Annotated in this window: 17 protein-coding genes; all 17 read right to left on the reverse strand. The window is 65.6% G+C overall.

What is annotated here, in order from left to right; genetic code table 11:
* The 17 genes from ACM6UT_RS20985 to ACM6UT_RS21065 all read right to left on the reverse strand — a co-directional run bounded on the left by ACM6UT_RS20985 (nucleotide 1) and on the right by ACM6UT_RS21065 (nucleotide 18134).
* Nucleotides 1–243, reverse strand: a complete 243-nt coding sequence (locus ACM6UT_RS20985) for a DUF2274 domain-containing protein (protein WP_416799289.1) — start codon at nucleotides 241–243, stop codon at nucleotides 1–3.
* A gap of 1 nt (nucleotide 244) precedes the next feature.
* A complete protein-coding gene (locus tag ACM6UT_RS20990) occupies nucleotides 245–1471 on the reverse strand; it encodes a TraB/TrbI/VirB10 family type IV secretion system protein (RefSeq protein ID WP_416799290.1) in 1227 nt (408 codons plus the stop codon).
* Entirely contained in the window at nucleotides 1468–2517 is a 1050-nt protein-coding gene (gene trbG / locus ACM6UT_RS20995) for a P-type conjugative transfer protein TrbG (protein WP_416799291.1), read from the reverse strand. Before trbG ends, ACM6UT_RS20990 begins: the two co-directional genes overlap by 4 nt.
* Nucleotides 2514–3197: a conjugal transfer protein TrbF gene (gene trbF / locus ACM6UT_RS21000; RefSeq protein WP_416799292.1), complete on the reverse strand. Its 684-nt coding sequence runs from the start codon at nucleotides 3195–3197 to the stop codon at nucleotides 2514–2516. The genes trbG and trbF overlap by 4 nt, the downstream gene beginning before the upstream one ends.
* Nucleotides 3197–4543: a P-type conjugative transfer protein TrbL gene (trbL, locus tag ACM6UT_RS21005; protein ID WP_416799293.1), complete on the reverse strand. Its 1347-nt coding sequence runs from the start codon at nucleotides 4541–4543 to the stop codon at nucleotides 3197–3199. Before trbL ends, trbF begins: the two co-directional genes overlap by 1 nt.
* 5 nt (nucleotides 4544–4548) lie before the next feature.
* Nucleotides 4549–4848, reverse strand: a complete 300-nt coding sequence (gene trbK-alt, locus ACM6UT_RS21010) for a putative entry exclusion protein TrbK-alt (RefSeq protein ID WP_416799294.1) — start codon at nucleotides 4846–4848, stop codon at nucleotides 4549–4551.
* A gap of 10 nt (nucleotides 4849–4858) precedes the next feature.
* Nucleotides 4859–5620 (reverse strand): P-type conjugative transfer protein TrbJ, encoded by a 762-nt coding sequence (gene trbJ / locus ACM6UT_RS21015; RefSeq protein ID WP_416799295.1) that lies wholly within the window; start codon nucleotides 5618–5620, stop codon nucleotides 4859–4861.
* Nucleotides 5617–8055, reverse strand: a complete 2439-nt coding sequence (gene trbE / locus ACM6UT_RS21020; RefSeq protein ID WP_416799296.1) for a conjugal transfer protein TrbE — start codon at nucleotides 8053–8055, stop codon at nucleotides 5617–5619. The genes trbJ and trbE overlap by 4 nt, the downstream gene beginning before the upstream one ends.
* A 9-nt stretch (nucleotides 8056–8064) precedes the next feature.
* Nucleotides 8065–8325, reverse strand: coding sequence for a VirB3 family type IV secretion system protein (locus ACM6UT_RS21025; RefSeq protein WP_416799297.1), 261 nt, complete (start codon nucleotides 8323–8325; stop codon nucleotides 8065–8067).
* On the reverse strand, nucleotides 8325–8657 hold the full coding sequence (locus tag ACM6UT_RS21030; RefSeq protein WP_416799298.1) for a TrbC/VirB2 family type IV secretion system protein: 333 nt from the start codon (nucleotides 8655–8657) through the stop codon (nucleotides 8325–8327). Before ACM6UT_RS21030 ends, ACM6UT_RS21025 begins: the two co-directional genes overlap by 1 nt.
* The gene (gene trbB / locus ACM6UT_RS21035) at nucleotides 8654–9586 is read right to left on the reverse strand and encodes a P-type conjugative transfer ATPase TrbB (protein WP_416799299.1); all 933 of its coding nucleotides are present in this window, start codon (nucleotides 9584–9586) and stop codon (nucleotides 8654–8656) included. The genes ACM6UT_RS21030 and trbB overlap by 4 nt, the downstream gene beginning before the upstream one ends.
* A gap of 218 nt (nucleotides 9587–9804) precedes the next feature.
* Nucleotides 9805–10239 carry a CopG family transcriptional regulator gene (locus tag ACM6UT_RS21040; RefSeq protein WP_416799300.1) on the reverse strand — a complete coding sequence of 145 codons (435 nt, stop codon included), beginning with the start codon at nucleotides 10237–10239 and terminating at the stop codon, nucleotides 9805–9807.
* 7 nt (nucleotides 10240–10246) lie between these two features.
* Nucleotides 10247–12232, reverse strand: a complete 1986-nt coding sequence (locus tag ACM6UT_RS21045) for a conjugal transfer protein TraG (RefSeq protein ID WP_416799301.1) — start codon at nucleotides 12230–12232, stop codon at nucleotides 10247–10249.
* 117 nt (nucleotides 12233–12349) lie between these two features.
* On the reverse strand, nucleotides 12350–13057 hold the full coding sequence (locus ACM6UT_RS21050) for a hypothetical protein (protein WP_416799302.1): 708 nt from the start codon (nucleotides 13055–13057) through the stop codon (nucleotides 12350–12352).
* Between the two features lie 99 nt (nucleotides 13058–13156).
* Nucleotides 13157–15193, reverse strand: a complete 2037-nt coding sequence (locus tag ACM6UT_RS21055; protein ID WP_416799303.1) for an ATP-binding protein — start codon at nucleotides 15191–15193, stop codon at nucleotides 13157–13159.
* 192 nt (nucleotides 15194–15385) lie between these two features.
* A complete protein-coding gene (locus ACM6UT_RS21060) occupies nucleotides 15386–17125 on the reverse strand; it encodes a relaxase/mobilization nuclease domain-containing protein (protein ID WP_416799304.1) in 1740 nt (579 codons plus the stop codon).
* A 247-nt stretch (nucleotides 17126–17372) separates the two neighbouring features.
* Nucleotides 17373–18134 carry a lytic transglycosylase domain-containing protein gene (locus tag ACM6UT_RS21065; RefSeq protein WP_416799305.1) on the reverse strand — a complete coding sequence of 254 codons (762 nt, stop codon included), beginning with the start codon at nucleotides 18132–18134 and terminating at the stop codon, nucleotides 17373–17375.
* Nucleotides 18135–18138 lie beyond the last annotated feature (4 nt).

Consider the following 18138-nt stretch of genomic DNA (forward strand, 5'->3'; position numbering starts at 1 on the left):
CTATCCCTTGCTGGACAATGGCGTCTGAGGGTTCCGCCGCGCCTTTGCAAATGCGCGATCGGTCGCCATGAAGCGTTCCACCATCGGGGCGATCAGCTTGGCCGGCTCGCCGACAGGCTGGCCCGTCTCCCGGCCCAGGACCTCGGCATAGGCGACGAGGTCGCGATGCACCGGGGCGGGAAGCTCGATGGTGAGTTTGACGGGTCGGTCGTCGGCGATGGGGCCAAGTTTCAGCTTCGCCATATCAGCCTCCGTAGGGCTCGAGGACAAGGTCGCGCGTCACGATCACGCGGACCGGAAAGCCGGGCCGGATGGTCAGCGTCGGCGCCACATTGAGCTGGCGCCGAACGATCTGCTGGCCGGCATCGTTGATCGTGTCCTGCGCACCGCCGCGAATGGCGCTGATGAGGCGATCATTGTCGTCGGCGGCCAGTTCGGCGCCGATGCCGAGCAGGGTCGAGAGCGCGGCCGCCTTGGCGATGTCCCACCAATGATAGTCGACGCCGTCCTCGAGGCCGGCATAGCCTTCAGCGTCCGCGCCTGGCTGGCGCTCGAGCACGATTGAGCGGCCGTTCGGCATGATGAGCCGGTTCCAGACGAGGAGTACGCGCCTTTGGCCGAAACCGACGCCATTGTCGTACTGGCCGATCAGTCGGGTGCCCTGGGGCACGAGCAGCAGCCGGCCGGTCGGGCTGTCATAGACGTTCTCCGTCACCTGCGCGGTGATCTGGCCCGGCAGATCGGAGCGGATGCCGGTGATCAACGCCGCCGGGATGACGGCGCCCGCCTGGAGCACATAGGGAGACGCAGGCGCGGCGATGCGGTCGGGCGAGACGGTGCGGCGGTCGACGGCTGCATTGAGGAAGGCGAGTTGCCGCTCCTGCGCCGAGGGTGTCGCCGGCTGCGGCGCCAGGCCCAGACTGGCGAGGTTCGGCAGGACCGGCTGATTGGACGATGCGGGATCGGAACTCGCAGCTGAAGGCGGGCGGGTCTCGGTCGCAGTAAATAGCCGGCTCGTGCGGGCGGCTTCGATTTCCTGGAGCCGCCGCTGTTCTTCGGCGCTGATGCCCGGGCCCGGCACTGCCGTTCCAGGCACCGGGACGGCCTGGCCGCGGTTCTGTGCGTCGAGGATTGGGCGGCCGAGATCGCCGGGAAGCGGTTGCCCCAGGATCGGACCGGTATAGTCGCGCGGCAGTCCGGCAAGGCCATCCGCCGTCGTGCGGTTCTCGGTCGAGTAGAGCTCCTGCGCTTGGCTGCCGCCGTCGCGGGTCTGGAGCGCGTAGATCAGCGCGCCGCCGATCCCGGCGCAAGCGATGAAGCCGATTCCGGCCAGCACCTTCGGCGACAGCCGCGTGACGCGCGGCGGCTCGGCGCGCAGACGCATGGCGGGCGCCGCCGCGGACTCGCCGGTCAGCGGCCGAGCCTCGTCAGGCTCTGCCCCTTCCTCTTTCCGGGGATCATTGTCACTCACGACGCGGGCCTCCCATCGGTGCGCACGATGCGGACGCGCTTCTGGGAACTGCCGGCGCCGAAGCGCAGCTCGGCGGCGGCGAACGGCCGGTCGACGATCATGTATTTGCCGCGCACGCGGTAATTCACCAATTCCGAGCTATTGCCCTCCGGCCCGACGACGAACAGCGGCGGCATCTCGCCCTGGCCGATCCCGCGCGGGAACTCGATGAAGACCTGCCGGCCGTCGTCATAGGCGCGCAACGGTCGCCACGGCGCCCGGTCGCCTTCGACCGCATAGCGGAAATTGATGTTGGCGAGATCGACGCCAGTGGCGACGGGCTGGGCAGCCTGGGCTTCGGCATTCTGCCGGCGGAGCGCAATCAGCTGGTCCTGCGGATATTGCCAGGAGACCGAGGCCATATAGGTCCGCTCGGTCGAGCGGAGCTCCATGTGGTAGGTGCGCCGGTCGGTGTTGATGACGAGATTGGTGGTGAGGTCTGCGCGTGTCGGCTTCACCAGGATGTGGATCTGTTTCGTCGCGCCCGATCCGCTCTCGGTATCGCCAATGATCCAGCGCACGGTGTCGCCGGCGGCGACGGGACCGGAGCCGACGAGCTGCTCGCCCGGCTGGAGCGCGATATCGGTGATCTGGCCAACGGCGGTATAGACCTGATAGAGGGCTCCTCCCGTGAAGGGATAGACCTGCATCGCATTGATGAAGCCGTCGCGCACCGGCTGTACGCGCGCGGCGGCGTTGGCTTGATTGACCCGCGCGGCAGGGTCGGTCGGCTCGGGCGTGCGGCGTGATTCCTCGACTGGTTTCATTTGCCCTGGCAGCGGCAGCGGTTTCGGCAGTTCCACCACCTGCATCGGCGCGGGCGGATCGGCGCGCAGCGTTGCCGGCGCTGCGTCATCATAGGAAATCTCGGGCGGCCTGTGCGTCGTCGCACAACCGGCGAGCGCGGTCGTGCAAAGCAGGAGAAACGGCAGCGCGGATTTGCGCAAGTGCGGAACTACGATTGTGGGGAAAGCCGTGTTTCCGGCTTTGTGGAAATGCGGCTTCATTGCCCAAGCTCCCGTGACCAGTTGATGGCGTTGACGTAGATGCCGAGCGGGTTGGCCCGGAGTTTCTCGGTGTCGCGCGGCGGCTGCACGACGACGGTGAGGATGGCGGTCCAGCGCGAGGTCTCGGCGAGCGCGCCGTCCTGATAGCGGCGCTCGGTCCAGGCGACGCGGAAAGACTCGGGCGACGCCCGGATGACGCTGGAGACGTCGATGGCGACCTGCTGCCTGCCAACCCTGGTGAAGGGATCATTCGAGCGGGCATAATCGTTGAGCGCCATCGCGCCCCGGTCGGTCGTGAAGTCGTAGGCGCGCAGCCAGTTCTGCCGCACGATGATCGCGTCGGCCGGAATCGAGCGGACCTGCTCGATGAAGCGGGCAAGGTGCCAGGCGATCTGGGGATCGGTCGGGCGATAGTCGGCGACCGCCGGGGCCACCGCATGCGCCTGGCCGAGATTGTCGACCTGCACCACCCAGGGGACGATGGTGCCGCGCCCCGACTGCCAGACAAGAGCCGCGGCGAATCCGGCCGAGAGGATCAGGCAGCCGAAGGCCATCAGCCGCCAATTCCTCGCCTGGACGCGCGCCGAGCCGATGCGCTCGTCCCACACCTGCGCGGCCTTCTGGTAGGGCGTTTCCGGCTCGGGCGTCCTGCCGTAATGGGTGGATGGTCGTTTGAACATCAGCGATCACTTTCGGAAAGGTTGATGGAAGAGCCCGAGCCATGGCTGTCGCCCGCACGGACGGCGTGCGCGGCGGCGGAAACGCCGTGACTCATGGTCTGGGAGCGCTTCATCCGCCTGGCCCAATCCGGCGGGCCGTCAGCCCGAGCGGACGCATCGGCCCCGCCTCCGCCGATCGTGCCCATGGTCGAAGTGCCGCCCGTGAATTCGAGGGCGGATTTGCCGCCCTCGGCGAAGCTCGACTTCATGGCTTGGGAGGTGCGCGTTGCCGCACGGCGAAGGGGCGATATGGCCGCGCCGCCCGCCGCGTGGGCAACGGCGCCAAGGCCGGAAGCCACACTCGCGGCGCCCGTCTGGCCTGCGGCGCCGAGGCTGTAGGCGGTCGATGCGCCGCCAGCGAGCGCGGCCCCGCCACGCGCGGCGGCGGCTCCGCCGGACAGGGCGGCCGCGCCTCCACGAAGCGCCATGCCGCCTGTCGCTCCCGCCGCCACCATCACACCGCCAGCCGCGAGGCCGGCACCGACCGCGGCGCCCGCGCCGAGCTGCGGGCCGCCGGAGACGAGACCATTGGCGATGCCGGGGCCGAAGATGCCGAGGCCGAGCAGCGACAAGGCGGCGAGCACGATCGCCATCGCCTCGTCGATGGTCGGGGTCGCGCCGCCGAAGCCAGCGGTGAATTCGGAAAAGAGCGTCGAGCCGATGCCGATGATGACGGCGAGCACGAGAACCTTGATGCCCGACGATATGATGTTGCCGAGCACCCGTTCGGCCATGAAGGCGGACTTACCGAAGAGGCCGAAGGGAATGAGCACGAAGCCCGCGAGCGTCGTCAGCTTGAACTCGATCAGCGTGACGAACAGCTGGACGGCGAGGATGAAGAAGGCGAGCAACACCAGCGCCCAGGCGAGGAACATGCAGGCGATCTGGATGAAGTTCTCGAAAAAGGACCAGTAGCCCATCAGGTCGGAGATGGAGTCGAGCAGCGGCCGGCCGGCATCGAGGCCGGTCTGCGCCACCTTGCCGGGACGCAGGAGGTCGGCAGTCGAGAAGCCGGTCCCGCTCGCCTTGAGGCCGAGGCCGGCGAAGCTCTCGAAGACGATGCGGGCGAGATTGTTCCAGTTGGAGATGATGTAGGCGAAGACGCCGACGAACAGGGTCTTCTTGACGAGGCGCGCGATGATGTCGTCGTCGGCGCCCCAGCTCCAGAACAGCGCGGCCAGCGTCACGTCGATGACGATCAGCGTGGTCGCGATGAACGCGACCTCGGATCCAAGCAGGCCGAACCCGCTGTCGATGTAGCGGGTGAAGACCTCGAGGAAATGGTCGATGACGCCGGTCCCGCCCATGATGCCTATCGCGTCTCTGAAGGTGATGCCGACGGCGGGACGGCGGGCGATGAGCCGGGTGTGAGAAAGCGCTCGCGGTTGTCCGCCCAGGCGCGCAGGCAGGCGGGATCGCGCGTTGCCGCCTCGCCGAGGCGCTGACAGCGCCTCAATTCATCGCGGAGCGGATCGGCCGAGGATGTCCCGGCCGGTCTCTCAGACCGGGCGGCCGGCTCTTCCTCCTTGCGGGTCAGCTCGATCGCCGTCGCGGTGATCGCCACCGCGACGAACACGATGGCGCCGAGGCGGGCCAGTATCTTGCCGTCCATGACCCCGGCCTCAATTGCCGTTCTGGAACATGCGGGCATTGCCGGGCTGGTAGCCGACGCCCGGCGTCAGGAACCGCCGGCGCTGCTCGCGCCCCTGTTCGGCTGCTGCGGCACGCTCGGCTTCGGAGAGCGCCTGCGCCCGGCCGTTGGCGGCGACCACGGCGGTAAGGTCGGCGAGCTGCTGCGCCTGGAGCGCGAGAAGCTGGTTGCCGGCCTGAGTTGCTTGCAGCGCGCCGGCGGCATTCTGGCTCTGGCCGACGAGCGCCGACATCTGCGCGCGGTTGGTGTCGATATTGCCGACGACACCCGCCTGGACGCGCATCGCATCCTGAAGTCCGGCGACGGTATTCTGCCAGCGCTCGCGCGCCTGGGTGACGAGTTGCTGGTCCGAAGCCGTGAGCGAGGCTTTGCCATAGGTCGATTGGAACGCCTGGTCGATCTGCTGGACGTCGAAGGCGATCTTCTGCGCCTGATTCAGGAGCTGCTGCGTGCGTTGCACCGATTGCTGGAGCTGCTGCAGCGACGAGTAAGGCAGGCTGGCTAGGTTGCGCGCCTGATTTATCAGCATCTGCGCTTCGTTCTGAAGCGAGGTGATCTGGTTGTTGATCTGCTCCAGCGCCCGCGCCGCCTGCAGCACGTTCTGCGCATAGTTGGTCGGGTCGTAGACGATCCAGGCGGCGGCCGCCGGCTGCACGAACAGGGGAGAGACGGCGACGGGCAGCGCCAAGATGGTCGCGGCGAGAAACGCCGCGCGGGAACGACGGACAATCATGGCTTGATCTCCAGGTTGGTGAGGTCGGGAATGAGGTCGGCGGCCCAGGCGACATCGCGGTGGCGCAGCCACGCGGCAAGGAAGCCGTCGCGGCCCTCGCTCTCGAGGATGCGCGCGATAGCAGCCTGGTCGGTCTTGGATGACGCGGCGCAGAGCGCGAGCGCGACCTCGCTCAGGCCCAGCTCGAAGAGCCTGTTGCCGCGCCGCGACTGGCAGTAGTAGTCGCGCTTGGGCATGGCGCGGGCGAGGATCTCGATCTGCCGGTCGTTGAGGCCGAAGCGGCGATAGATGGCCGTGATCTGCGGCTCGATCGCCCGCTCGTTCGGCAGCAGCAGCCGGGTCTGGCAGCTTTCGATGATCGCCGGCGCGATTGCCGAGCCGTCGATGTCGGAGAGCGATTGCGTGGCGAAGACGACGGAAGCGTTCTTCTTACGCAGCGTCTTCAGCCACTCGCGGAGCTGGCCGGCGAAGCCCTCGTCATCGAGGGCGAGCCAGCCTTCGTCCACGATCAGCAGCGTGGGGCTGCCGTCGAGGCGGTCCTCGATGCGGTGGAAGAGATAGGCGAGCACGGCTGCTGCCGCGCCGGTGCCGATCAGCCCCTCGGTCTCGAACGCCTGTACCGAGGCAGATCCGAGATGTTCGGATTCCGCGTCGAGCAGCCGGCCGTAGGCGCCGCCGACGCAATAGGGCCTGAGCGCCTGCTTCAAATCGTTCGATTGCAGCAGCACGGCGAGCCCCGTGATCGTCCGCTCGCCGACGGGTGCGCTGGCGAGCGAGGTCAGCGCCGACCAGAGATGCTCCTTGACGTCAGGCGTGATGGCGATGCCCTCGCGCATCAGGATCGCGACGATCCAGTCGGCCGCCCAGGCGCGCTCCGGCACGTCATTGATGCGCGCGAGCGGCTGCAGCGAGACGGACGTCTCCGCACCTTCGGTCAGCCCGCCGCCGAGATCGTGCCAGTCACCACCCATGCCCAGCGCCGCGGCGCGGATCGAGCCGCCGAAGTCGAAGGCGAAGACCTGGGCTTGCGGGTAGCGCCGGAACTGGAGCGCCATCAGGGCCAGCAGCACCGACTTGCCGGCGCCGGTCGGGCCGACGACGAGGGTGTGGCCGACATCGCCGACGTGAAGGGAAAACCGGAACGGGGTCGAGCCCTCTGTCTTGCCAAAGAGCAAGGGGGGAGCAGCGAAGTGCTCGTCCCGTTCCGGCCCCGCCCACACCGCCGACAGGGGGATCATGTGGGCAAGGTTGAGCGTCGAGATCGGCGGCTGGCGGACATTGGCGTAGACATGGCCGGGCAGCGAGCCGAGCCAGGCATCGACGGCGTTGATCGTCTCCGGCATCGCCGTGAAGTCGCGGCCCTGGATGACCTTCTCGACGAGCCGCAACTTCTCCGCCGCGATCCGGGGATCGTCGTCCCAGACGGTGACGGTTGCCGTCACATAGGCTTGCCCCGCGAAATCCTGCCCGAGCTCCTGCAGCGCGAGATCGGCATCGGCGGCCTTGTTCGCCGCATCGGTGTCGACCAGGGCCGAGGCCTCGTTGGTCATCACCTCCTTGAGGATGGCGGCGATCGACTTGCGCTTGGCGAACCACTGTCGCCGGATTCTGGTGAGCAGCCTGGTGGCGTCGGTCTTGTCGAGAAGGACGGCGCGCGTCGACCAGCGATAGGAAAAGGCGAGCCGGTTGAGTTCGTCCAGGATGCCGGGCGTGGTTGCGGTCGGGAAGCCGACGATCGTCAGAACCCGCAGATGCGCGTTGCCGAGGCGCGGTTCGAGGCCGCCGGTGAGCGGCTGATCCGCCAGCAGCGCGTCGAGATACATCGGAATTTCGGGGACGCGGACGCGGTGGCGCCGGCAAGAGACGGTCGAATGGAGATAGGTCAGCGTTTCGGCGTCGTCGAGCCAGGCACACTCGGGCATGAAGCCTTCGACGAGCTGGAGGATGCGGTCGGTGCGATCGACGAAGCCGCGCAGAACCTCGTGAGGGTTGATGCCGGTCTGTTCGCGGCCCTCGTAGAGCCAGGTCTCGGCGCGCGCAGCGTCCTCGGCCGGCGGCAGGTAGACGAAGGTCAGGAAGTAGCTCGACTCGAAATGCGCGCCGTCCTCCTCGAAGGCCGCTTTGCGCTCGGCGTCAACCAATGCCGATGCGGGATCGGGAAAGCGGCTTGCCGGGTAAGCGCCAACGGGATGGCGCTCAGCTTCAACGAAGATCGCCCAGCCCGAGCCCAGGCGGCGAAAGGCGTTGTTGAGCCGCCCGGCCACGGCGACCAGCTCGGCCGGGACGGCGCTATCGAGATCTGGGCCACGAAAGCGCGCCGTGCGCTGGAAGCTGCCGTCCTTGTTGAGGATGACGCCTTCGCCCACGAGCGTGGCCCAGGGCAGAAAGTCAGCGAGACGGGCGGCGGTGCGACGATATTCGGCGAGGTTCATCATGGGCCGGTCTCACACGCTCAGATGGCTGGGGATGCGGAGGTGCCGGCGCACCACGTCGACGAACATCGGATCGCGTTTGGCCGCCCACACCGCAGCGAAATGGCCGATGGCCCAGAGGCCGATCCCGACCAGCCACAGGCGCAGGCCGAGGCCGAGCGCCGCGGCCAGCGTCCCGTTCAGGATGGCGATCGAGCGCGGGGCGCCGCCGAGCAGGATGGGCTCGGTCAGCGCCCGGTGGACCGGCACGGAGAATCCGGGGACCTCGTCCATCAGACGAGCGCCCCGCCGCCGAAGGAGAAGAAGGAGAGGAAGAACGAGCTGGCCGCAAACGCGATCGACAGGCCGAACACGATCTGAATCAGCCTGCGGAAGCCGCCCGAGGTGTCGCCGAAGGCCAGCGTCAGGCCGGTGACGATGATGATGATGACCGCGATGATCTTGGCGACCGGCCCCTCGATCGACTGAAGGATCGACTGGAGCGGCGCCTCCCATGGCATCGACGAGCCGGAGGCGTGGGCGGCCGGCGCCAGCATCATGCTGAGGAAGGCGACCGAGGTCGCCGTCGCGATGTGACGGCGGATACGCGAAAGGCGGTGGATCATGTGGGAGCTCCTGTGGCTGGGACTGCGGGGGTGACGCGGTAATCGCCGTGCGCGTCGAGCCCATCGACGCGGGCGAGTTCGGCGAGGCGGCGGGATGAGCCGCGGCCGGCGAGGACGGCCACGAGATCGATCGTCTCGGCAATCAGCGCTCTGGGCACGGTGATGACGGCTTCCTGGATGAGCTGTTCCAGCCGGCGCAGTGCGCCGATGGCGCTGCCGGCATGAATGGTGCCGATCCCGCCCGGATGGCCGGTGCCCCAGGCTTTGAGGAGATCCAGCGCCTCGCTCCCACGCACCTCGCCGATCGGGATGCGGTCGGGGCGCAGGCGCAGCGACGAGCGCACGAGATCGGAAAGCGAAGCGACGCCATCCTTGGTGCGCAGCGCCACGAGGTTCGGCGCGGCGCATTGCAGTTCGCGTGTGTCCTCTATCAGCACCACCCGGTCGGACGTCTTCGACACCTCCGCCAGCAATGCGTTCGTGAGCGTCGTCTTGCCGGTCGAAGTGCCGCCGGCGACCAGGATGTTGCGCCGGTCGGCGACGGCCCCGCGCAAGATCGCGGCTTGATCGGCGACCATGATTCCGCCGGCGACATAGTCGTCGAGCGTGAACACGGCGACGGCGGGCTTGCGGATGGCGAAGGCAGGCGCGGCGACCACGGGAGGGAGAAGCCCCTCGAACCGTTCCCCCGTCTCGGGCAGTTCGGCCGAAACGCGCGGAGCGCCTGGATGGACCTCGGCGCCGACATGGTGGGCGACGAGCCGGACGATGCGTTCGCCATCGGCCGGTGACAGCCGCTCCCCCGTATCAGAAAGCCCTTCGGAAAGACGGTCGATCCAGAGCCGCCCGTCGGGGTTGAGCATCACCTCGACGATCGACGGGTCTTCCAGGAAGCCCGCTATGGCGGAACCGAGCGCGGTGCGGAGCATGCGCGCGCCCCGCAATATCGCCTCGGATGTTGCCTGAGAAGCCGCCACGTCGTCCCCGTTCTCTTGCGGGACCGCAGACGCGCGGCCCTGGATCGGGGATTATTAGAAGAGGCAGAAGTTGGGCCTCCGCAACAAGGCCGTGGGCGTAGTAGTAGTGTGGCGTGGAAATACAGGGAAACGGCGGAGCGACCGAAGACTTGAGATCGGGGGAATGACGACTATCCGCCGTCTTCCGTGCCCGGCACGTCCTCCGAAATCTCCTGCCGGAGCTTCGGCCCCTTGGCGAGTCGACGGCCGAGGGCGGTCACAAAGGCATCATAGCGCTCGCCGGCCTTGGCACGGGCTGCCGCCTGTGCCGGCTCCGGCAGTGGCGGATTGGTCGTCAGCCAGAAGCGGACAAAGACCGCGAGCGTCTCGACGGCAATGCCGAGGTCGCGTTCCATCCGGGTGATCCGGCGGTCGAGTTGGTCGAGGCGTCTGGTGGTCGCGGCCTCTTGCCGCTCGGCGGCGTCTGGCGACAGGAAAGAGGCGATCGCGGCCTCGGCGATCAGCGAACGGGAATGGTCACGCCGCGCGGCATAGTCGGCGAGATTCTTCATAACGTCGGGATCGAGATAGACCGACAGGCGCTGTTTCTTCGGAGGCTTCTTCATGGTGGTCTCACATCTCGATGCCGTCGCCGGGATTGAGCGAGGCCTGGCGGGCGACCTGACGCATGCGCTGGTCGATCCGGCTGATGCGCGCGGCATCGTCCTCCATGTCATCGTCCGGATCGGGCGCGAACTCGTTGTCGATCGGCTCTTTCCTCTCGACCGTCTTCGACGTGCACAATTCGGGCTGATGCCGGCGTTCCGATCCGGTCGGATCGTCGTCGTCCTGGCTGTCGCGCGGCGGCGTCTCCTCGATCTCGGGACGCGGCGGCAGCGGCAGCGCGCTCCAATCGTCGGCCTTGGCCACCTTGGGCTTCGCCAGCGCCGGTGGCGGCAAGATCCGCTCCTGAAAGCGGGCATCCTCATAGTAGCGGGCCTTCTTCGCCCGGATCGGCGGCGTGCCGGCGACCATGACGATTTCGTCGGCGGGCGGGAGCTGCATCACCTCGCCAGGCGTCAGCAGCGGCCGTGCGGTCTCCGAGCGCGAGACCATGAGGTGGCCGAGCCAGGGCGATAAACGATGCCCGGCATAGTTCTTCATCGCCCGCATTTCCGTCGCCGTGCCGAGCGCGTCTGAGACGCGCTTTGCCGTGCGCTCGTCATTGGTGGCGAAACTGACGCGGACATGGCAGTTGTCGAGGATCGAGTTGTTCGGGCCGTAGGCCTTCTCGATCTGGTTCAGCGATTGCGCGATCAGGAAGCTCTTGAGGCCGTAGCCCGCCATGAAGGCGAGTGCGCTCTCGAAGAAGTCGAGGCGGCCCAGAGCGGGGAACTCGTCGAGCATCAGCAGCAATCGATGCCGTCCGGCCTTCGCCTGCAGGTCCTCGGTCAGCCGCCGGCCGATCTGATTGAGGATCAGCCGGATCAACGGTTTGGTGCGATTGATGTCGGAAGGCGGCACGACCAGATAGAGCGTGGTCGGCCGCGCGCCGCCGACGATGTCGGTGATACGCCAGTCGCAGCGGCGCGTGACCTCGGCCACAACGGGATCGCGGTAGAGGCCGAGGAACGACATGGCGGTGGACAGCACGCCCGAGCGCTCGTTGTCGGATTTATTGAGGAGCTCGCGCGCGGCGCTGGCGATCACCGGATGCGGACCGGCGTCGCCGAGATGCGCGGTCTTCATCATGGCGGCCAGCGTCGACTCGATCGGCCGCTTCGGGTCCGAGAGGAAGGCGGCGACGCCCGCCAGCGTCTTGTCGAGCTCGGCGTAAAGCACGTGCAGGATCGCGCCGACGAGAAGCGCGTGGCTGGTCTTCTCCCAATGGTTCCGCTTCTCCAGCGAGCCCTCGGGGTCGACCAAAATGTCGGCGATGTTCTGGACGTCGCGGACCTCCCACTCGCCGCGACGGACCTCAAGCAGCGGATTGTAGGCAGCAGACTTCGCATTGGTCGGGTCGAATAACAGCACCCGGCCATGCCGCGCGCGGAAGCCGGCGGTGAGTTGCCAGTTCTCGCCCTTGATGTCGTGGACGATTGCCGAGCCCGGCCAGGTCAGCAGTGACGGCACGACGAGGCCGACGCCTTTGCCGGAGCGGGTCGGCGCGAAGCAAAGCACATGCTCCGGACCATCGTGACGCAGATAGGCGCGATCAAGCTTGCCGAGCACGACGCCGTCGGGTCCGAGGAGACCGGCGGCCTTAACCTCTTCCGGCCGTGCCCATCGGGCCGAACCGTAGGTTTCGACATTCTTCGCCTCGCGGGCGCGCCAGACCGACATGCCGATCGCGACGGCGATCGAGATGAAGCCGCCGGACGCGGCGATGAATGCGCCCTCGATGAAAATCTCCGGCGCATAAGCGTCGTAGAAGTACCACCACCAGAAGAAGGCAGGCGGGTAGTAGACAGGCCACCCGGCGAGTTCGAACCACGGCCGACCGAGCTGCGGCTGGAAGCCGAGCTGCCAGGCCGTCCACTGCGTCGCCGCCCAGGTCGTGGAGAGCACGATGAGAAAGACGACGAGGATCTGGCCCCAGAGGATTTTGGTCGCGGACACCGGTTCTTCTCCTTTGCAAGAAGAGGTCGGCCGCGACGGCGGTTGGTTTCAAGGCCCGGAGATGGATCGTTCAAGCTGGTCGTACTCTGGCGTGCAGAAACAGGGAAAAGCGAAACTCTACGGTCTCTGATTTTCATTTCGGCGCGGTTCTACGCCAGGCGCCCTTAGAATAGCGGACATTTTCGACTCAATACCGTACTTCTCAACAAAAGCCTTGATTTCCAGATGCTCGTTCTGCGACGCATAGGGGCTCGTCATGATCTGGCTAATGACAGCGGCCGGATCGATCTCAATGAAAAACGCATCTTGTACTGGTTGTCTATCCAGCCAAAGAAGTCGGATTTCGCTCTCGAATCTGAATGCATTACGCTTGTGCAGCAGCATGGAAGCGGCAGTTCTGGTAACCTCCTTTGCCGACCCTGAATTTACGGCCGTCGCGGCTTCCAAGAGCCTTTTCTCCCCCCGATAGCGCACCTTGCCCAGATAGAGCGTGCCGGCCTGACCTCCAATCAGGCTTCGTCCGGCATCTAGAATGGCTCTCAACTGGCAACGAATCCTCACAATCGGCTCGTTCCTGCGGAACCCCGCCATACGCCAGCGCGGTTCATCATATTTGCCTAAGGTCCAGCACAGGCCATATGCCTGTATGCCTGAGAGACTGCTCTTTCTGCCAACGAGCGTATCGCACCACCATTTCTCATACGGGTCGTCCCATGACCGTACTGGAGAAAGTCGTAACCTGCCGGTTTCGAATATCGATTTCGCAAAAGGCCACTGCAGCATGTGGTAGACATACGCGCTCTCATTGAGACTGGCGTCGTACATGACTTTGCTTCCACCGTTCCCGCGGTGAAAAGTCTTCCAAGCGAACTTTTGGTCTGTATTGTTAATCGACATCGCCATCTGGCCAAGCGTTAGAGTCCTCTAGCTGCGCGCCGCTTCCTGCTGCTGCTGCTGATCTTCGGACTCCATTTCGTCTAATTCTTCGGGATCAGTTTCTGCAATCGTACCGGAAAGATATTTTTCATACGTCTTCTTCAGATATTTGAGAGAGCTATCTTTGTCGACGTTAGCTTGAAGATGTTCTTGAATGAACTTCATCCTCGATTTGCACTCCGCAACCACTTCTGCCCACGTCTTCACCCACACTTCTATTTTGCCGTCTTCGGACTGGAAGATTTGGCCCCTTGGCTTGCCCTTCTGTCGCGTCTCGACGCGGGCATATGCGTCCAAGTCGTTGGAGAGCACCCAGAAGCTCCATCGGGTGCTCAAGTGCCGAAACCTCTCGTCGTCCGCGACCGTGAAGGCATACTTCTTCACCTGCGTGATTTCGTCGGCTCCAACCTTGACAGACGGCCTCTTGAGCTCGACCACGAGGTGCTCACGCTCGTCGGCGTGATTCTGCGGCACCGATCTGGACAGCATGAGGTCTACTATTCCGGTCTTCCCGTCGATTCGCTTCACGGGCTGATCGATCACTGTATCTTCGCCAATCAGCTTGCGGTGCTTGCGCAAGACTTCTGTCAACGACTGGTCATCAACGGTGAGGTTGAACTCCTCGCCAAATATCCAGGTGTTGTTCTCCGCAATCATGCGGTGGAGTTGACTCCGCTCCTTCAGCAGCTTCTTGCTGTCGGGGTCGAAGAGCAGGGTCTCAAGCCCGTGGACGAACTTAAGCCGGTCCGCCACCAGCTTCGAAGCGCTGATGACGTTCGCCAGGTCCGCCTCTTCCAGAAGCTTGGAGAGCTCCTTCTGTGTCTTCTCCGGTAGGTCGAGCACCTCGGTAAGGATGTGCTGGAGCTCATCCGGCCCCCGCTCGATCGCCTGTCTCAGCATGCGCAGCTGGAACGCCTTGGTGCGCTTGCTTTGTTCGGCGAAGTCCTGAAGATGCTTATTGACGTTCAGGGCGACGATGTCGAACACTTGCCGTTCCGCCCTCTCGACCGTCGTCTGAGGCTCGGCACGATAGGGATAGATCTCCTCGGCCTTCCACTGGTCGATCTCTGACTGCGCGGCCTCGACCTCCTTGGCACGGAAATACGCCTTGATACGCTCCGACGCCTCGTCATAGGCCGCCTGGAGGGGTGCGTTCATCTCCGCAAGGTCAAGAAGGCCCTGCTCCTGTAGGGCACCTATGAAGCCCGACTTCAAATAGGCAGAGAACTGAAACCCGGGGGTGTGGAATTTTGGCGTGAGCCGATGAAAGGGGAAGCCTTCAGGGCCGCATAGGAAGAACCACCGCTCCGATGCGGACGTCCACTGTATGACCTCCACCTCCGCTGCATATTGCTTGCCATCCTCCTCAATGGGTGACAGCTCAAACTTCTCCCGGCTGGCTATGAGCTTAGACGGATCGAGGCGCTCTCCCTCAACGAAGACGCCCACGTCGGTGTAATCGGTCAAATACAGCGCAAAAATCTCCGAGAGCGACTGGACGGCGTATTGAGACTCGAGAGATCGGTAGGTTCTGTCGAGCTCCGAGATTTGCACCTCGACGCCAGTCCCCAATGCGAGATCCACCTTCACCGGCTCGGTCACCCGAACGTCCACAAGGTCGTCGCGTAGGACCGTGATTTTGTATCCGAGGAGTTGATCGCCCTCGCGGTATCGGACGGCCCAATCTGCTACCCGCCCTAAGGCAAGCGCCTTGAAGCGGCCCTTACCTTCTTTCCCGTGCAGGATGCGGCCCTTAATCTTCGACCGATTCCCGTGCGCCTTCCAAGAGCCGCCGAGTTTCCCGAATACAGCCTCAACGTCGGAATGGGGGATGCCATGACCGTTGTCCCGAACAGTTATCGAGCGCATGGCGATGTCGTCAGACTCGATCTCCACGTCTATCCGTGTTGCGTCGGCGTCCACGGCGTTCCAGATGAGTTCGGCTACGGCCTGAATGGGCTTCGCGCTGGCGAGCTTCTTTATGTGGTCGCCTTCGACCCGGACCCGATAGTGCGCTTCAACCATTGATCCCCCGCAAAGCCGACGGAATAGAACAAATAATGAACCCACACAACGGGCTCGATTTCAACTCGTTCTTACGTGTTGAAAACGCAAATGAACCTCATCACCATAATGCGGTCAGTTGTTCTTGCCCATCTACGGAAGTGAAACCCTGATTGTGTTCGCCTTCAAGGTTCTCCCGGATACGGAACCGAACTAAAGGCCGAGGCCCCGTCTCCGCCCAAAGCCCCAGTCGATACCGCCGTCGCCGCGCGCGACGCCGGAGACGTGGCGACCGAGCTGTTTTTCCAGCGAAGGTGACCAGGGGACCAGTTGGAACCCGAGACCGTCGTCGATCATGGCGAATCGGCCGGAGGCAAGCGCGAAGCGTTGCCGGTAGGTGCCGGCGACATATTCGCCGGTGACGGATCGGCTGAACGGCCGGCCGGTCTCGACAGCGAGCTTCTCGCCAAGCGCCTCCACCTCACGACGGCGCAGCGTATCGATCAGGTTGCGCGCGAAGATCACACTGCGGCCCTGCCGCTCGGCGAGACCCTGTTCGATGAGATGCTCCGCCCGGGCGTTCATCGCCTCGCGTATATCGGCGCCAAACCCGCCGCCGCCGAGCGCGACCGGCTCGCGGGCGATGGCCTGACGGTCGAGCCAGGTGGCGCCGGTCGCCGTCACTTGTTGTTCGACGGAAAGGTCGGAGCGCACGGCGAGCGCCACCCGCCTCCGCCCTCGTGCGTCATCGAAGTTCCGCAACTCGACAATCGAGCCCGGCGCACTGTCGCCGGCAGCGTCGAGGTCGGGGAGTTTGATATGGTGGGTCCGTCCATCGACGCCGTCGACCACGGCATAGGCGGTGCCCTTCAATTCGTCGTCGAGGCCGCGATCGACCAGCCGGCCGATGACCGGATCGTCGAGGCTCTCGCCGGCCAGCACATAGGCCGACGCGCCACGTTCGATGCCTCGCTCCATCAGGCTGCGATGAATGCGCTTGATGATGTCGCCACGCTCGCCGAGTTCGCGCAGCGTCGCCTCCGCGTTCTCGGACAGGACCCATTGGCCCGGGCCGATCTGGTCGGCGAGCCCGAGGGATTCGAGCTTGCGCAGGCGGCCGACCTTCAGCGCATGGAATTCGTCGGGCTGCCGGTCGGGGTGCGGCGCGAGGTCGATGACGCCGGTGCGATAGCCGTCGCGGGCGAGCTGTCGGTCGAGCTGTGTCCAGCGTTCGGTATCGATCTGGCGTTCGAGCGTCCGGCGGATTTCGTGATCGGTGCGCGGTCCCAACTCCTGCGTGATCAGATCCTGGGCGCGGGCGCGCATCCCTTCCTTGATGTAATCGCGGGAGATGACGAGGTCCTGGCCGTCATCAGCGCGGCCGCGCACGATGACATGCACATGAGGGTGCTCGGTGTTCCAGTGATCGACGCCGACCCAGTCGAGCTTCGTGCCGAGATCCTTCTCCATCTGGCCCATCAGTTCACGCGTGAAGGTCTTGAGATCGGACATCTCCACCGCGTCTTCGGGTGAAACGATGAAGCGGAAGTGATGGCGATCGTCCTGACAGCGTTCGGCGAATGCCTTGGGATCGGCATCGTCGGTCTCGGGACCGAACAGCCGGGCCTTCTCCCCTTCCCGGGTGACGCCCTCGCGCCGGAGGTAGCCGAGATGCGCGGCCAGCGGCGCGGACCGTGCCGTGTGGCGCACGACGCGGGTCTTGATGACGGCGCCGCGCGAGCGGCCGGTCAGCAAACGGTTCGCCTGCACGCTGGCGCGCACGCCGCGCCCGAAGCGCGAGCGGTTGCCAGGCGTGATCTTGCCCGAACGCGAGACGCGGCCGCCGGCCTTCTGGGCGGCGGCGAGCGCCTGGGCTATGAAGGGCCTCGCTCGCTGGGAACCCGAGGAGCGGATGCGGCCAGGGCGGATGCGGAAATCGTCCTCGCCGCTCATGGCCGGACCTCTGCACATCGCATCAACGCGCGGAAATTCCTGTGAAAACGCCGAATACGCGAGGTTCGCCGATCAGGCGCACCTCGCGTATTCGCTGCGCAAGCCATTGAAAAACCACGACCGGACCAAGCCGCACCTCGCGGCCTTTTATCCCGCCATCGTCCGGTCGTGTTGCCTGCCTCCGGCCCCCGCACCCTCCATGATGCGCCGCGCCACGCCAGACTGCGATTGCAGGAGAACGCCGTCATCACCGTGCTCGCGCGCTTGACCGGGCGACGAACAGGCCGCTCGACTGCGGCGCGATGGCCGAAGCATCGCGTACGCCAAGCGCATCCGAAGCGTCACCGGAACGATCGTCGGAGTGCACAGAACCGGCAGCTGGCGTGGCATCCGCGCGGGCGACAAAGAGCGGCGCACGGGTCCATGACAATGGCTCGGCGGTGGCAACGGTGACGGGCCCGGCGATATCCCCGCCGCCGACAAGAGGTGCGAGCGCGGCGACATAGGCGCGGGTTTCGGCCGGCAAGGAACGCGCTCCCGCCAGATATTCCTCGTAGCGGCCGGGACCAGCATTGTAGGCGGCGAGGAAGCCGGGCGAGCCGTAGCGGTCGTGCATTTCGCGTAAGTAAGCCGCGCCCGCCAGGATGTTGTCGCGCGGGTCGTAAGGATCGCTGCCGAGCTGATGCCGCACGCGCAAGTCCGCCCAGGTATCGGGCATGATCTGCATCAAGCCCATGGCGCCGGCGGACGAGATCGCGCGCACGTCGCCCGCGCTCTCCGCGCGCATCACCGCCCAAATCCATGCGGCCGGAACGCCGAAGCGCTGCGAGGCTTCGGCGACATGAGCGGCGTGAGGGTCGGCCGAAGCCGGCCGTTCCAGCGGCGCGATCTGCGCCAGCGTGGCGGCCGGCGGTACGACGGCGAATGCGAGGCCGGAAAGGAGAAGGAAGGTGATGCAGCGGGCGGCGCGAAGCTGCCCGGCGACATCGTGACTGCGGAAGATCGGCATGGCC

It is taken from the genome of Ciceribacter azotifigens, assembly GCF_048159625.1.
In the GTDB taxonomy this organism is placed as follows: domain Bacteria; phylum Pseudomonadota; class Alphaproteobacteria; order Rhizobiales; family Rhizobiaceae; genus Allorhizobium; species Allorhizobium azotifigens.

Excerpts from the sequence above, each read along its gene's own strand:
- ACM6UT_RS21065 (WP_416799305.1), bottom strand. The coding sequence starts at position 18,134 with ATGCCGATCTTCCGCAGTCACGATGTCGCCGGGCAGCTTCGCGCCGCC.
- ACM6UT_RS21050 (WP_416799302.1), bottom strand. The coding sequence starts at position 13,057 with ATGTACGACGCCAGTCTCAATGAGAGCGCGTATGTCTACCACATGCTG.
- trbB (WP_416799299.1), bottom strand. The coding sequence starts at position 9,586 with ATGCTCCGCACCGCGCTCGGTTCCGCCATAGCGGGCTTCCTGGAAGAC.
- trbK-alt (WP_416799294.1), bottom strand. The coding sequence starts at position 4,848 with ATGGACGGCAAGATACTGGCCCGCCTCGGCGCCATCGTGTTCGTCGCG.
- trbJ (WP_416799295.1), bottom strand. The coding sequence starts at position 5,620 with ATGATTGTCCGTCGTTCCCGCGCGGCGTTTCTCGCCGCGACCATCTTG.
- ACM6UT_RS20985 (WP_416799289.1), bottom strand. The coding sequence starts at position 243 with ATGGCGAAGCTGAAACTTGGCCCCATCGCCGACGACCGACCCGTCAAA.
- trbE (WP_416799296.1), bottom strand. The coding sequence starts at position 8,055 with ATGATGAACCTCGCCGAATATCGTCGCACCGCCGCCCGTCTCGCTGAC.
- ACM6UT_RS21060 (WP_416799304.1), bottom strand. The coding sequence starts at position 17,125 with ATGAGCGGCGAGGACGATTTCCGCATCCGCCCTGGCCGCATCCGCTCC.
- ACM6UT_RS21040 (WP_416799300.1), bottom strand. The coding sequence starts at position 10,239 with ATGAAGAAGCCTCCGAAGAAACAGCGCCTGTCGGTCTATCTCGATCCC.
- trbG (WP_416799291.1), bottom strand. The coding sequence starts at position 2,517 with ATGAAGCCGCATTTCCACAAAGCCGGAAACACGGCTTTCCCCACAATC.
- trbL (WP_416799293.1), bottom strand. The coding sequence starts at position 4,543 with ATGGGCGGGACCGGCGTCATCGACCATTTCCTCGAGGTCTTCACCCGC.
- ACM6UT_RS21055 (WP_416799303.1), bottom strand. The coding sequence starts at position 15,193 with ATGGTTGAAGCGCACTATCGGGTCCGGGTCGAAGGCGACCACATAAAG.
- ACM6UT_RS21025 (WP_416799297.1), bottom strand. The coding sequence starts at position 8,325 with ATGGACGAGGTCCCCGGATTCTCCGTGCCGGTCCACCGGGCGCTGACC.
- ACM6UT_RS21030 (WP_416799298.1), bottom strand. The coding sequence starts at position 8,657 with ATGATCCACCGCCTTTCGCGTATCCGCCGTCACATCGCGACGGCGACC.
- trbF (WP_416799292.1), bottom strand. The coding sequence starts at position 3,197 with ATGTTCAAACGACCATCCACCCATTACGGCAGGACGCCCGAGCCGGAA.